A 13,239-nucleotide genomic window follows, 5' to 3' on the forward strand; every position below is an offset into this window, starting at 1 on the left:
TCTGTGGAATATTTTCTTAATCAAGAACAGAAGATCATCGTCCAGGTAGCCCGTCGAGTTGCCGAGGAGGTGATCAAACCCCTCCGGGCCAAGCTTGATGAAGAAGAGCAATTCTCTTGGGAGCCGGTTAGAGCTCTGGCGGAGACGGACCTATTTGGTCTTATCATTCCCAAGGAATATGGTGGCCTGGGGTTTGGAACCTTTGAGGCCTGTCTGGCCCTGGAGGAGTTGGCCAAGGCCTGTGCCGGCGTAACCACCACCTTTGCCGCCGGAGCTCTGGGGGCTTATCCCATCCTCCTTGGGGGGAGCAAGGCCCAGAAAGAGAAATACCTTCCTGATATTGCCTCTGGCAAAAAATTGGCCGCCTTTGCCCTTACTGAACCTCAAGCTGGCAGTGATGCCTCGGCTATAAAGACTCGGGCGATAAAAGATGGCGATTATTACATCTTAAATGGCGTCAAACAGTGGATCACTAACGCTGGGGTGGCCCAGATCTATGTAGTTATTGCCCTTACCGATCCCCGGAAGGGCCCGCGGGGGGCCAGTGCTTTTATTGTTGAGACCGGAGATCCTGGATTTTCTGTAGGTAAGTTGGAGAAAAAGATGGGGATTCGGGCTTCGGTGACCGGGGATCTCTATCTTAATAACTGTCGTATCCCCAAAGATCGCCTTATTGCCCGGGAGGGTATGGGTTTTATTCTGGCCCTTAAGGCCTTAGATCGGGCTCGACCTGGGGTGGGGGCGATTGGAGTTGGTCTGGCTCAGGCAGCTTTTGAAGAGGCCCTTCACTTTGCCCGCCAGAGAGTACAGTTTGGTCAGCCCATAATTTCCTTTCAAGCTGTCCAGCACATGTTGGCCGATATGGCTACGGCTATTGAGGCCTCCAGAGCCTTAGTCTATTCGGTAGCTCGCTATATTGACTCCGGGGCCAAAGATATCTCTAAGGCCTCGGCCATGGCCAAGATGTATGCTACCGATATGGCCATGTGGGTGGCCACTCAGGCCGTTCAGATCCTTGGAGGTCACGGCTATATGCGGGATTATCCGGTAGAGAAAATGATGCGGGATGCCAAGGTCCTCCAGATATACGAGGGGACAAACCAGATCCAGCGCAATGTTATCGCCCGGGAGCTGGCTAAGGAGGTCAGTCGAAAGGACGAATAGATGAAGATAATCGTCTGTCTTAAGACAGTACCTTTACCAGGGACAGTCAAGGTGGATCCAGAAACCCACCGACTTATCAGGGAAAGCAGCCAGCTAATCATAAACCCCTATGACCGCTTTGCCCTGGAGATGGCTGTCCGTCTGAAAGAGACCAGCGGAGGCCAGGTATGGGTGGTTTCTATGGGCCCTCCCCAGGCCAAGGAGGCCCTGATTGAGGCCCTAGGTTGCGGGGCCGATGAGGTGTTTCTTCTCTCTGATCGATCTTTTGCTGGTTCTGATACCCTGGCTACCAGTTACGCTTTGGCTCGAGCCATAGAAAAAATGGCCCCCTTTGATCTAATTGTTTGTGGCAAGGTGGCTATTGATGGAGAGACAGCCCAGGTGGGACCGGAGCTGGCCCAAAGGTTAGGGGTGCCTTCAGTAACCCAGGTGGTGGCGGCCTCCACCGAGGAGGGAGCGCTTAAGGTTACCCGGGTTCTGGATCACGCCCGGGAGGAGCTCCGGGTGGCTCTGCCAGCTCTTATTACTGTGGAGAGGGATTGGGGCCGTCCCCGTCTTCCTTCCCTGAAGCGTCTCTTAGCTGCCCAGAACCGTGAAATTCCAGTCTGGGGAGCGGCTGAAGTGGCGGCTGAACCAGACAAGATCGGCTTTTCTGGTTCTCCTACTGAGGTCGTGGAGGTCTTCTCCCCCACCTATGATGGACAGGGAGAAATTATTCAAGGGGATAATGTAGAGGAGATGGTGGGGCGTTTGGTCTCCATTCTTCGTGAAAGGGGCCTTATCTGATGTCAGAAAAAGCAAAAGTTATGATTTTGGCTGAGGCTGGCTCCCATGGTCCACTACCGGTTTCCTTTGAGTTGGCCACTGTGGCTCGGAAGCTGGCCTCTGACATCGATGGCGAGGTCCTGGGAGTTATATTTGGTGGAAATGAGTTGGACCCCTCCCCTCTCTTCCGCTATGGAGTAGATCGGATCAAACTGGTCCGGGGGACCTCATTTGTCCACCTTAAAGATGATCTTTATGCTCAGATACTGAGTGAGGTGGTAGGCGAGGAGAGGCCGGAGATACTCCTTGCCGGAGCTACCAGTTTGGGGCTTTCTGTCCTTCCGCGAGTAGCTGCTGCCCTTGAGTTAGGTCTGACAGCCCACTGTACTGAGCTTAAGATTCGACCGGAGGATAAAGCCCTACTTCAAATTAGGCCCTCCTTTGGTGAAGATGTCATGGCCGTTATTGTCTCCAAGACCAAACCCCAAATGGCCACTGTAAGGCCCGGGGTTTTTAGGGCCCGGGCCCTTGAATCTCCCACAGAGGGTCGGATAGAGGAGATTTCACCTCCGAGAGATCTTTCCTCTGGGATCCTGGAGATTCTCTCTCACCTTCCCCTTGAGGCCCCGCCTCAATCACTCCAAGAAGCCCGTATCGTGGTTGCCGGTGGTCTGGGGTTGGGGAACAAAGAGAACTTTTCTCTCCTTAAGGAATTGGCGGCCCTTTTGGGAGGGGCAGTAGGGGCCACCCGTCCGGTGGTCGAGCTTGGTTGGGTCGGCCCAGAGGCCATGGTTGGGGTAACAGGAGAGACTATTTCTCCTCGCCTTTACCTGGCTTTCGGGATCTCCGGAGCAGTGCAACATACCGTAGGTATTAAGGGAGCCGAGGTTATCGTGGCTGTAAATACCGATCCTCAGGCCCCTATATTTAAACTGGCTACCTACGGGTTAGTGGCCGATGCACGGGAGGTTCTCTTGGCCCTTATCCGTCGTTTAAGGGAGATAAAGGGAGAATGAAAACTCTTCAAAATGCAGTAGCCATAGTTACCGGAGGCTCTAGGGGCATCGGGCGGGCCATTGCTGAAAGGTTAGCTCAGGAGGGAGCCAAGGTTTATCTTACCTGTGCCAGTCGTCCTGAGAGCGGAGAAGAGGTGGCTGAGGCCATTCGGGTTGCTGGTGGGCAGGCCGAGGTCCTTGTCTTTGATGTGTCTGACTTTAAGGCCACCGAGGAGGCTCTTAAAGAAGTTCTCTCTAAAGAGGGGCAGGTAGATATTCTGGTCAATAATGCCGGTCTGACCAGAGATGGTCTTCTTATGCGGCTCAAAGAGGAAGACTGGGATAGAGTTTTGGGGGTTAATCTAAAGGGTGCCTTTAACTGTTGTCGGGTGGTTGTTCCAGCCATGCTTAAGCGTCGTCGAGGGCGAATAATTAATATTTCGTCGGTAGTGGGGGTAAGTGGAAACGTGGGTCAGACCAACTATGCGGCTTCGAAGGCTGGTCTTATTGGCTTTAGTAAATCCCTGGCCCGGGAGGTGGCTAGTCGAGGGGTTACTGTAAACGTTGTTGCTCCCGGGTTCATCGAGACGGACATGACTGCGGCCCTTCCAGAGAAAATCCGAAAAGATCTTCTGGCTCAGATTCCTGTGGGGCGATACGGGCGTCCGGAAGAGGTGGCGGCAGTGGTGTCCTTTTTGGCCTCTGATGAGGCGGCTTATATCACCGGCCAGGTGATCCACATAAACGGCGGTCTTTACATGTAAAACGCTGGATTTTAAGGAGGAGCTTATGTCCGTGGAGGAAAAAGTAATTGAAATTATTGCCGAACAGCTGGGAGTCTCCAAAGATAAGGTTAAACCTGAGGCCTCCTTCATCGATGATCTTGGAGCGGATTCCCTTGATCTGGTGGAGCTGGTTATGGCCATGGAAGAAGCCTTTGGCCTGGAGATCTCTGATGAAGAGGCTGAGAAGCTGCGTACGGTAAAGGACGTTATTGATTACATCAAAACCCATCAGGGCTAAAGGGGCTTCTGTCGTGAGACGCCGGGTTGTAGTTACGGGTTTGGGGGCGGTTACCCCAGTGGGAATCGGGGTGGAGGAGAGCTGGAACAATCTGATAGCCGGGCGTTCGGGTATTGGTCCGGTGACCAGATTTGATGCCTCAGCCATGCCGAGCCGGATAGCCGGGGAGGTCAAGGACTTTCGGCCGCAGGATTTCCTCCCTAAAAAGTTGATTTCTCGTTTGGACACCTTCATTCATTATGCGGTGGCGGCGGCCCGGATGGCTATGGAGGATGCCAAGCTTGAGGTTTCTGACTCTGAAGCCGAACGGGTTGGTACAGTGATCGGTGTGGGGATGGGAGGCATGGGTGTGGTGGAGCGTAGCGCCTTTGTCCTCCAGGAGAAGGGGCCCCGGCGAATAACCCCCTTTTTCATTCCTATGATTATTCCCAATATGGCTGCCGGTCAGGTGGCCATCATGTTTAACGCCAAGGGGCCAAATACCGCCCTTTCTACTGCTTGTGCCGCCGGCAGTCATGCTATCGGTGAGGCCTTCCGGCTTATCCAACATGGACAGGCGGAGGTGATGATCGCCGGAGGAGCCGAGTCAGTCATGACACCTTTGGCCTTTGCCGGGTTCTCTTCCATGAAGGCCCTCTCAACCAAGTTCAACGATGAGCCGGAACGAGCCAGCCGGCCTTTTGATGCCGAACGGGACGGTTTTGTTATTGCCGAGGGGGCCGGAATTTTGATTTTAGAGTCTCTGGAACATGCCCAATCGCGGGGGGCCAAAATCTTAGCAGAGATAGTGGGCTACGGCCTTACCGCTGATGCCTATCACATGACAGCCCCTCCAGAAGACGGTGAGGGCGCGGCCCGCTGTATGGAGCAGGCCTTGGCCGATGCTGGTCTGAGCTACAAAGAGGTAGATTACATAAATGCCCATGGAACCAGTACCCCTCTTAACGATCTTTGTGAGACCAGGGCCATCAAGACAGTTTTCAAGGAGCGGGCCAAGGAGATTCCTGTTTCTTCTACCAAGTCTATGACGGGCCATCTTCTGGGAGGGGCCGGCGGAGTAGAGGCTGTCTTTTCTGTCAAGACCATCGTTGAAGGGGTTATTCCCCCAACCATTAATTACGAGACCCCTGACCCTGACTGTGATCTGGACTACGTTCCCAATAAGGCCCGCCGGGCCGATGTTAAAGTGGCCCTTTCCAACTCTTTTGGTTTTGGGGGAACTAACGCCGTCTTGATATTCAAAAAATTTGAAGGTTAAGTCATATGCGGATAGCCATCGGAGCCGATCATGCCGGTTTTACCCTCAAGGAGAAGATTAGAAATCTTCTTGAGGAGATGGGGCATCAGGTTGTTGATGTCGGTTGTCATTCCTGTGATTCAGTAGATTATCCTCTATTTGGGGCCAAAGTGGCCGGTCTGGTATCCCAAGGAGAATGTGATCGGGGAGTTCTTGTTTGTGGTACGGGGATTGGTATGAGCCTGGTGGCTAACCGTTTTCCGGCAGTGAGGGCCGCTCTCTGCCACGAGATTTACACGACTAAAATGGCCCGTCTCCACAACGATGCCAACATCTTGGTCATTGGGGGGCGAGTGGTGGGTGAGGCCCTGGCCTTAGAGATGGTCCGGGTTTTTTTTGAGACGCCCTTTGAAGGTGGCCGTCATGCTCGAAGGCTTGAACTTATAAACAAACTTACCACTCAGGGAACTGATTATGAGTCATCTTAAAGCCACAGATCCTGAGATCTTCGGGGTTATCGGTCAGGAACTTGTTCGTCAGAGTACCAAACTGGAGCTTATCGCCTCTGAGAATTTTGCCAGTCTGGCCGTTATGGAGGCTGAAGGTAGCATTCTGATGAACAAGTATGCCGAGGGCTATCCCGGACGACGCTACTATGGAGGGTGTGAATTTGTCGATATCGCCGAAACTTTAGCCATTGAACGGGCCAATACCCTTTTTGGTTCCGAATACGCCAACGTTCAACCGCACTCGGGAACCCAGGCCAATATGGCCGTCTACTTTGCCTGTCTGTCTCCTGGAGACACCATTCTGACCATGAATCTGGCCCACGGGGGTCATCTATCGCATGGTAGTCCAGTTAACTTTTCGGGCCGTCTTTACCAGGTGGTACATTATGGGGTCTCGGCGGAGACAGAGACCATCGACTATGAAGAACTAGAAAAGCTGGCCCTTAAGGCCCGGCCCAAACTTATTGTCGCCGGAGCCAGTGCCTATCCGCGGACCATAGATTTTGAGGCCTTCCGGATAATAGCTGACAAGGTGGAAGCCTATCTAATGGTGGATATGGCCCACATTGCTGGATTGGTGGCCGCAGGGATTCATCCTTCGCCGGTTCCTTTCGCTGATTTTGTTACCTCTACTACTCACAAGACCCTCCGGGGGCCAAGAGGAGGGTTCATCCTGGCCAAAGAGAGATTTGCCAGGCTACTTAACAGCCAGATCTTTCCGGGTATCCAGGGTGGGCCTTTGATGAATGTCATTGCCGCCAAGGCAGTCTGTTTTAAGGAGGCCTTGGAGCCTGGTTTTAAAACCTATGCCCAGCAAGTGGTGGCCAACGCCCGGGCTTTAGCCACTGTGCTCAAGGCAGAAGGTTTCCGGCTGGTCTCTGGAGGGACTGATAATCATCTTCTTCTTATTGATTTGCGGAGCGTGGGCCTTACTGGTCGGGAGGCTGAGGCTGCTCTTGATCGAGCTGGAATAACTGTTAACAAAAACGCCATCCCCTTTGATCCCCAGAAGCCCACGGTTACTAGTGGTATTCGTCTGGGTACAGCAGCTTTAACCACCCGGGGGATGCGAGAGCCAGAAATGGAAATGATAGGCACCTGGATCTCCACTATTCTTAAAGATCCAGCCAATGAGACCCTGATTAAGGAGGTTCGGGGTAAGGTTCAGGAGCTTTGCCGGACCTTTCCTCTTTATCCAGAGCTTCATGAGATCTACAACGGAGATCGCTGGTCGGCCTAGTTGGGAGGCCTATTTCATGTCGATCGCCCGGCTGGTTGCCGAGCGATCAACATGCCTGCGCCGTAAGGTTGGAGCCCTTCTGGTTAAAGATAAACGGATTTTGGCCACAGGTTATAATGGAGCCCCTTCTGGTTTGAGACACTGTCTGGAGATTGGTTGCCTGAGAGAGCGGCTGGCCATTCCTTCTGGTCAGCGTCACGAGCTCTGTCGGGGACTTCATGCTGAGCAAAATCTCATAATTCAGGCTGCTTACCACGGAATAGGTATCGCCGGAGCCACTCTTTTTTGTACCCATTTTCCCTGCGTTATCTGCACCAAAATGCTTATCAATGCTGGGGTGGTGGAGGTCTTTTATTTAGAAGGCTATCCGGACGAGCTTTCCCGAGAGATGCTGGAAGAAGCCGGCGTTCGGGTTATGAGGTTTAAAGGATGAAGTGTCCTCGTTGCGCCCATCCGGAGACCAAGGTAGTGGATTCCAGAACCACTAAGGATGGAGTGGCTATCCGTCGGCGTCGGGAGTGTCTCTCATGTAGTCATCGTTTTACCACTTACGAACGGATAGAAGAGAGTCTCCCCATGGTGGTTAAGAAAGACGGCCGGCGAGAGGCCTTTAGCCGGCAAAAGATAATCGAAGGCATTAAGAAAGCCTGCGAAAAACGACCCATTAGCATGGATGAAATCGAAGCCTTTGTGAACTCCTTAGAAAGAGAGCTGCTTGAGCGAGGAGAGAAGGAGATTCCTTCAGCTTATATCGGCGAGCGAGTGATGGAAAGGCTTCATGAGTGGGATGAGGTAGCCTACGTTCGCTTTGCCTCGGTATATCGTCAATTCAAAGATGTTTCGGAGTTTATTGAACAAGTTCAACAGCTAATCAAGACCCGCAGGGTTCCTCCTAAAAACGCTCCTAAGGCCTAGAAGGTCAAAACTTTATCGCTACTCCAGATGAGCCGATAAAGATCCTTTCGCCCACCTCGAGGGCAGAGTTCAGAGGGGGAGATCTGGTGCATTTTCATGGCTGTGCCACAAGCAATGAGCCTACCTCCTTCGTCTAAAAAGGATTCAAGTTTTTCGTCAATATCAAATTCGTCACTATCTATTTCAGAAATAGTCACCCCCTTGCCCAAAAGAAATATTGTCACTTGATCTCCCTTACTTAAGGCAAAGTTGGCTATTCGTAGGGCCTGCCAGGCAGTCTCTGGGTCATTGGTGGAGATGACAATGGCTAAACGGTTGGCCTCTTGGGCTTTAAGAACTCCAACCAAAAGGGCTAAGATAACCAAGATTAGCAAGCTAAAATTAATTGCTTTCATCCGGTATCTCCCTCTCTTTTATTAAACATTATTTATATCAAAACTCTTTTATATAAGCAAGTCAAGAAACTTAAAACCCGGAAGAATGAAAAGCGTTGCGAGTCAGAGTTAAAATATATATTTTCTAAAAAAGATTTTTCGGATTTTTGGAGGAACGTATTTTGCTTATTAAGGCCTAAAAACATTACATTGAGAAAGGAGAGGGGCCTTGAGCGCCTTGGGAGCCTTTTTTACCTGGGAAGACTTACTGGTTATTGTGATCGGTGGGGTATCAGTATGGATTCTCTTCCACCATTTTCGTCAGATGATCGGCGGCAGTGGGGGAGCCTCTGGCTGAGGGGGCTGTGGATCATCCTGCCAGATAGGCGGGAAGGAAGAATCCGAAAAGTCTGAAGTAGACTACCCAAAGTAATTTTTATTGCTTGACATTCTCAATAAACCCATCTATGTTAACCTTCCGATAGACGAAGGGCCCTTTTATCTACCATCTGACATTTTAAGTCATCAATTGCCAAAAATTTGACGGGAGGTATTTATGCGCTCCTTAGATGGTTTTGGTGCTGGGGCTCGATTGCGGGTGGTTTCTGTTAGGGGGCGGGGGGCTGTGAGGAGGCGAATTCTTGATATGGGTCTCGTTCCCGGGGTGCTTCTGGAGATAGAAAGGGTGGCTCCGTTGGGAGATCCGGTGACGGTAAGGCTTCGTGGTTATTATCTTTCTCTGCGTCGGGAAGAGACCCGTAGCATTATCGTTGAGCCCGTTTAATTTTTTCTCTTTTATTGTTAATGATTCTCTGCAATAGATTCAATAAGGAGGGGGTTGGGGTGTTGGATGAGATAAAGATTGCTTTGGCCGGAAATCCTAACTCAGGCAAGACGACCATCTTTAACAATCTCACCGGGGCCCGCCAGAAGGTGGGTAATTATCCCGGAGTTACGGTGGAGAGAAAGGAGGGGATATTAGAGCTGGAGGGAGAACGCTTGCGAATCATCGACCTGCCAGGAACTTATTCTCTGACGGCCTATTCTCTAGAGGAGCTTATTGCCCGTCAGGTCCTCATTGAAGAAAAGCCCCAGATAGTGGTCAATATCGTTGACGCCTCCAATCTTGAACGAAATCTCTATCTCACTCTCCAGCTTCTTGAACTCGGGATTCCGGTAGTGGTGGTTCTTAACATGATGGATATCGTCCGTAAGCGGGGCTATCATCTCAGCCCCCAAGTTTTGTCTAAAGAGCTGGGAGTTCCGGTAGTTTCTACCGTAGGGCACCGTAAAGAGGGAATGAAAGATCTCCTTCAGACAATAAAAGGGGTCCTCAAAGGGGAGATTAAGGCTTATGGCCTAAAGAGACGTTTTCCGGCGCCCATTGAAGAGGCAATTGATCATCTTCAGAGAAGTCTGGCCGGAAGAGGCCTTCCGGCTGAACCTCGCTGGCTGGCCATTAAGGCCTTGGAGGGAGATGTTGAAGTTCTGCGTCTTCTTAGGGAGAAGGCCGGTCTTAATGGAGAGTTGGAGGATATCCTTCATGAGGCCATCAAGATCCTTGAGGAAAAATGTGGGGCTGATCCAGAGAGCCTCTTAGCCGATGCCCGCTACCAGGCTATAAGCGATTTAGTCTCCCGTTCTCTTAAGCGTCCGAAGACTGAAACGGTCAGCCTTTCCGATAGGATAGACCAGGTTTTGTGTCATCGTTTTTGGGGGCTACCCATATTTCTGGTCTTTATGTGGTTTATGTTTCAGGCCGTCTTTAGCTGGTCGGCACCCTTTACTGAGGCCCTGGAGGGCTTTTTTTCCTGGTTGGGCGGCCGGGTGGAGGCCAGTCTGCCTTCTGGTCACCTAAGAAGCCTTCTTGTTGACGGTATTATCGGTGGGGTGGGGGGAGTTTTGGTCTTTCTTCCTCAAATTATTATCCTCTTCCTCTTTATTGCCCTTTTTGAGGATACAGGCTACATGGCCCGGGCGGCCTTCATAATGGACCGGGCCCTTTCTCCCTTGGGGCTCCACGGCAAAAGTTTTGTGCCCCTTCTTTCGGCCTTTGGTTGCAACATTCCAGGAATTATGGCGGCAAGGACTTTAGAGAATCAGCGCCTGCGCCTTTTAACCATCTTAGCGGCCCCATTTATGAGTTGTACGGCCAGGCTGCCTATTTATATCCTGTTTATTGCCGCCTTTATCCCCCAGAGGGAATTCCTCGGGGGTTTGGTTAATCTTCAGGGGCTCGTTCTTTTTGGGATCTATCTTTTAGGTATTTTGGCGGCGGTGATCACGGTGCTTATTTTTAGCCGGACCGTCCTTGCCGGTGAAAAGCCCCCCTTTGTTATGGAGATGCCTCCCTATCGGATCCCAACTCTGCAAACCCTTTTCCTCCATATGTGGAATCGGGCTGTTCTTTACCTGCGCAAGGCAGGGACAATCATCTTGGCCATCTCGGTTCTTATGTGGCTTCTGTTTACCTTCCCCTCAAATCCGACTCTTGAAAAGAACTATGCTTCTCTTAAGGAGGAGGCCGCTCAAAGATTCCTGACAGAGACAAGCCTTACCCCGGAGGAGGTAGCAGGCCTTGATCTCTCCAGAGCTGAGAATGAATCCCTTGCCCGGGCCTATTCTGCCTATCAGGCCCGCATTTCTGAAATAGAGCGTCAGCAGGCCGCCGAGAGGCTTGAGAAGAGCTATGCTGGTCGCCTGGGGCAGCTAATAGAGCCCTTGATCCGCCCCCTTGGTTTTGACTGGCGTGTGGGTGTGGCCCTTACCAGTGCCTTTGCCGCCAAAGAGGTCTTTGTGGCCACTATGGGACAAATCTATTCGCTGGGAGAGGTGGGGGAGGACAATCCTTCCTTGATAGATTCCATCCGTAAAGATCCTATGTTTAGTCCTCTTACCGGAGTGGGGGTGATGATATTTTCTCTCCTTATGCTTCCTTGTATGGCCGCTCTTTCGGTAATTAAAATGGAGACGGCTTCCTGGAAGTGGCCGCTGGTGGTTGTTCTCTGGAATATGTCCTTGGCCTGGTTGGCCACCTTTTTCGGGGTTCGTCTTCTGGGGCCTCTTTTTTATTCCTAGTGTTATTGTTTTTAATATGATAACATTCAGGCGTCTTTGCTCTTTGATAATTGCATTTGACACTATTTAATGAGTATGCTATCGAAACAGAAAATTCTCTCTGGGTGCCCTTTAAAGGGGTTAAACGGGAAGTCCGGTGCAAGTCCGGCGCTGGCCCGCAACCGTGACCGGGGACGAACACCGCTAGGCCTGGAGGGGCAAACCTCCGGGTGACAGGCCACTGGGGCCGGGAGGCCCTGGGAAGGCGCGGCAAGTAGGTTGATCCGGAAGCCGGGATACCGGCCCAGAGAGCATGAAAGATGGACTTCGGGGCTTCCTGTCCATCTGGAGGGATACTCTTCCCAAATCTTCCTGCCTCGAAGTTTCCACTTTCGATTAGGTCTTTTTAAAAAAATCCTTTTAAGGAGGGGGTTTATGTTTCTTTTGAAACGCTTGGGGGTTTTGGGATTGGTGGTGCTTTTTTTGGCTATCTCTGTTCCGGTGGCAGCTGATGAAATCGACGAGCTGCGGCAGATGCTCCGGGAGGTGATCAAGCAGAATCAAGAACTCACCAAAAGGGTTAAAGTCCTTGAAGAGCGCCTTTCCCGCTATGAAAAGGCTGAGGAGCTTCCCGCCCCGACCACTTCGCCATCGGAGGAACTTCCCTGGCATGAACGAGTGGAGATGGGCCTTTCGGTGACCACCGTGGTTCAAGGCGTCACCGGGGTGGATACCACGGTGGAGAATTTACATGCCCACGGTGGTCGAGAACCGGCTGGCACCAGAGAGGCCCTCACCGATGAGAGCAAAGGCTATGCGGCAGCCACAGTTGATCTTGACTTTTTGGCCAGTCTTAGCCAGAGCTCTCGGGCCTATCTGCTCCTAGAGATGGGCTCCGGACATAATCCCGAAGATGAGATTCCTTCCTTTGCTGGCATTATCGATGAGGCTATTTCCATGGTTCCGGTGGAGACACACGATGGTGAGGTTCGTATAAGTGAAGCCTGGTATGAACAGGAGATTCCTTTGGGGGCCGGAAAACTGCGCTTTCGTTTCGGTAAAGTGGATCTCACCACCGACTTTGATACCAATGAATATGCCAATGACGAGACGGCTCAATTCATCTCGGGGACTTTTGTCAACAACATTGCTGTAGAGTGGCCAGCCTATGGTCTGGGGATGATGGCCTGGTATGAGACAGATCGTTTAAGCCTCGGGCTAGGATACGGTGATGCCGATGGTGGTTGGGACAGTATCTTTGACTATCCCTTTCTCATTGCCGAGATAGGCCTTAATATCAATCCCTTTGGTCGTCCGGGTCATTACCGGTTCTCTGTCTGGTACAATGGCGAAAAACATCTGCGTTGGTCCCAGCTAAGGGCCTATTACGCCTATAATGTTAATCCCCAGAATACTGATGACGCCTGGGGAGTGGCCCTTTCCTTTGACCAGGAAATCCTTGATTCTCTGGGAGTTTTCCTCCGTTATGGCCTTCGTGACAGCGATCATTTGGTGGGCTATGCCGGATATGATGAAAATGGAGCCTTTGATATCGAATCCGTAGATTTCTCTTATGGTTTCCACCATGCCCTCTCTCTGGGCTTTCAGGCCTCCGGAAAGCTCTGGGGGCGTCCGGATGATGCTCTGGGATTTGGCTGGGGCTTTGTCTGGTTGAACAAAAACTATCGTGATTTCTGGAAAAAGAAGGGGGCCTTTGCCAGTCGAGATGGTCGGGCCCTAGAGACAGAAACCGAATATCATCTGGAAATTTATTATCGCTGCCAGGTAAACGAGAGCCTGGCCCTGACCCCTGATTTCCAGTGGACTATTAACCCGGCCGGTCTCTATGATGACGGTTTCTGGGTCCTGAGCCTAAGGGGAACCTGGGATTTCTAACTGACTCTCCTCTTTTTAAGCTCCCCCGGGTAAGGGCGGGCCATTCGGCCCGCCCTCTTTTTGG

At 51.6% G+C, this 13,239-nt stretch carries 15 protein-coding genes and 1 riboswitch; of the genes, 14 read left to right on the forward strand and 1 reads right to left on the reverse strand.

Annotated features, from left to right (window positions below):
* Positions 1-3: 3 nt before the first annotated feature.
* Genes G4V39_RS07885 through nrdR form a run of 10 tightly spaced genes read left to right on the forward strand, consistent with a single transcriptional unit; the run spans position 4 to position 7,848 of the window.
* Entirely contained in the window at positions 4-1,164 is a 1,161-nt protein-coding gene (locus tag G4V39_RS07885) for an acyl-CoA dehydrogenase family protein (RefSeq protein WP_166032410.1), read from the forward strand.
* Positions 1,165-1,950 (forward strand): electron transfer flavoprotein subunit beta/FixA family protein, encoded by a 786-nt coding sequence (locus G4V39_RS07890; RefSeq protein ID WP_166032411.1) that lies wholly within the window; start codon positions 1,165-1,167, stop codon positions 1,948-1,950.
* Positions 1,950-2,945: an electron transfer flavoprotein subunit alpha/FixB family protein gene (locus tag G4V39_RS07895; RefSeq protein ID WP_166032412.1), complete on the forward strand. Its 996-nt coding sequence runs from the start codon at positions 1,950-1,952 to the stop codon at positions 2,943-2,945. Before G4V39_RS07890 ends, G4V39_RS07895 begins: the two co-directional genes overlap by 1 nt.
* Positions 2,942-3,688: a 3-oxoacyl-[acyl-carrier-protein] reductase gene (fabG, locus tag G4V39_RS07900; protein ID WP_166032413.1), complete on the forward strand. Its 747-nt coding sequence runs from the start codon at positions 2,942-2,944 to the stop codon at positions 3,686-3,688. Before G4V39_RS07895 ends, fabG begins: the two co-directional genes overlap by 4 nt.
* Positions 3,689-3,713: 25 nt before the next feature.
* Positions 3,714-3,947, forward strand: a complete 234-nt coding sequence (acpP, locus tag G4V39_RS07905) for an acyl carrier protein (RefSeq protein ID WP_166032414.1) — start codon at positions 3,714-3,716, stop codon at positions 3,945-3,947.
* Between the two features lie 13 nt (positions 3,948-3,960).
* Complete coding sequence (gene fabF, locus G4V39_RS07910) at positions 3,961-5,205, forward strand: beta-ketoacyl-ACP synthase II (protein WP_166032415.1); 1,245 nt, start codon at positions 3,961-3,963, stop codon at positions 5,203-5,205.
* Between the two features lie 5 nt (positions 5,206-5,210).
* Positions 5,211-5,672: a ribose 5-phosphate isomerase B gene (gene rpiB / locus G4V39_RS07915; RefSeq protein ID WP_166032416.1), complete on the forward strand. Its 462-nt coding sequence runs from the start codon at positions 5,211-5,213 to the stop codon at positions 5,670-5,672.
* Positions 5,659-6,933, forward strand: coding sequence for a serine hydroxymethyltransferase (locus G4V39_RS07920; protein ID WP_166032417.1), 1,275 nt, complete (start codon positions 5,659-5,661; stop codon positions 6,931-6,933). Before rpiB ends, G4V39_RS07920 begins: the two co-directional genes overlap by 14 nt.
* The gene (locus G4V39_RS07925; RefSeq protein WP_166032418.1) at positions 6,899-7,366 is read left to right on the forward strand and encodes a deoxycytidylate deaminase; all 468 of its coding nucleotides are present in this window, start codon (positions 6,899-6,901) and stop codon (positions 7,364-7,366) included. The genes G4V39_RS07920 and G4V39_RS07925 overlap by 35 nt, the downstream gene beginning before the upstream one ends.
* Entirely contained in the window at positions 7,363-7,848 is a 486-nt protein-coding gene (gene nrdR / locus G4V39_RS07930; RefSeq protein ID WP_166032419.1) for a transcriptional regulator NrdR, read from the forward strand. The genes G4V39_RS07925 and nrdR overlap by 4 nt, the downstream gene beginning before the upstream one ends.
* On the opposite strand, the gene G4V39_RS07935 is transcribed toward nrdR, so the two are convergent.
* Positions 7,845-8,243, reverse strand: a complete 399-nt coding sequence (locus G4V39_RS07935; RefSeq protein ID WP_166032420.1) for a DsrE family protein — start codon at positions 8,241-8,243, stop codon at positions 7,845-7,847. The genes nrdR and G4V39_RS07935 overlap by 4 nt on opposite strands.
* 208 nt (positions 8,244-8,451) lie before the next feature.
* Between G4V39_RS07935 and G4V39_RS11400 the strand changes: the two genes are divergently transcribed.
* The 4 genes from G4V39_RS11400 to G4V39_RS07950 all read left to right on the forward strand — a co-directional run bounded on the left by G4V39_RS11400 (position 8,452) and on the right by G4V39_RS07950 (position 13,175).
* On the forward strand, positions 8,452-8,580 hold the full coding sequence (locus G4V39_RS11400) for a hypothetical protein (RefSeq protein WP_258557884.1): 129 nt from the start codon (positions 8,452-8,454) through the stop codon (positions 8,578-8,580).
* A 198-nt stretch (positions 8,581-8,778) separates the two neighbouring features.
* Positions 8,779-9,006, forward strand: a complete 228-nt coding sequence (locus G4V39_RS07940; protein WP_166032421.1) for a FeoA family protein — start codon at positions 8,779-8,781, stop codon at positions 9,004-9,006.
* 59 nt (positions 9,007-9,065) lie between these two features.
* The gene (gene feoB, locus G4V39_RS07945) at positions 9,066-11,300 is read left to right on the forward strand and encodes a ferrous iron transport protein B (protein WP_166032422.1); all 2,235 of its coding nucleotides are present in this window, start codon (positions 9,066-9,068) and stop codon (positions 11,298-11,300) included.
* Positions 11,301-11,385: 85 nt separating this feature from the next.
* A riboswitch (cobalamin riboswitch) is annotated at positions 11,386-11,601 on the forward strand.
* A 113-nt stretch (positions 11,602-11,714) separates the two neighbouring features.
* Positions 11,715-13,175, forward strand: coding sequence for a carbohydrate porin (locus tag G4V39_RS07950; RefSeq protein WP_166032423.1), 1,461 nt, complete (start codon positions 11,715-11,717; stop codon positions 13,173-13,175).
* Positions 13,176-13,239: the final 64 nt, after the last annotated feature.

This window comes from Thermosulfuriphilus ammonigenes (assembly GCF_011207455.1).
GTDB classification, from domain to species: Bacteria; Desulfobacterota; Thermodesulfobacteria; order Thermodesulfobacteriales; family ST65; genus Thermosulfuriphilus; species Thermosulfuriphilus ammonigenes.

Bases quoted from the DNA above. Each gene is read 5' to 3' on its own strand.
- G4V39_RS07950 (WP_166032423.1), top strand. From the start codon at position 11,715: ATGTTTCTTTTGAAACGCTTGGGGGTTTTGGGATTGGTGGTGCTTTTT.
- G4V39_RS07895 (WP_166032412.1), top strand. From the start codon at position 1,950: ATGTCAGAAAAAGCAAAAGTTATGATTTTGGCTGAGGCTGGCTCCCAT.
- G4V39_RS07940 (WP_166032421.1), top strand. From the start codon at position 8,779: ATGCGCTCCTTAGATGGTTTTGGTGCTGGGGCTCGATTGCGGGTGGTT.
- G4V39_RS07935 (WP_166032420.1), bottom strand. From the start codon at position 8,243: ATGAAAGCAATTAATTTTAGCTTGCTAATCTTGGTTATCTTAGCCCTT.
- G4V39_RS07920 (WP_166032417.1), top strand. From the start codon at position 5,659: ATGAGTCATCTTAAAGCCACAGATCCTGAGATCTTCGGGGTTATCGGT.
- fabG (WP_166032413.1), top strand. From the start codon at position 2,942: ATGAAAACTCTTCAAAATGCAGTAGCCATAGTTACCGGAGGCTCTAGG.
- acpP (WP_166032414.1), top strand. From the start codon at position 3,714: ATGTCCGTGGAGGAAAAAGTAATTGAAATTATTGCCGAACAGCTGGGA.
- rpiB (WP_166032416.1), top strand. From the start codon at position 5,211: ATGCGGATAGCCATCGGAGCCGATCATGCCGGTTTTACCCTCAAGGAG.
- G4V39_RS07890 (WP_166032411.1), top strand. From the start codon at position 1,165: ATGAAGATAATCGTCTGTCTTAAGACAGTACCTTTACCAGGGACAGTC.
- G4V39_RS07925 (WP_166032418.1), top strand. From the start codon at position 6,899: ATGAGATCTACAACGGAGATCGCTGGTCGGCCTAGTTGGGAGGCCTAT.
- nrdR (WP_166032419.1), top strand. From the start codon at position 7,363: ATGAAGTGTCCTCGTTGCGCCCATCCGGAGACCAAGGTAGTGGATTCC.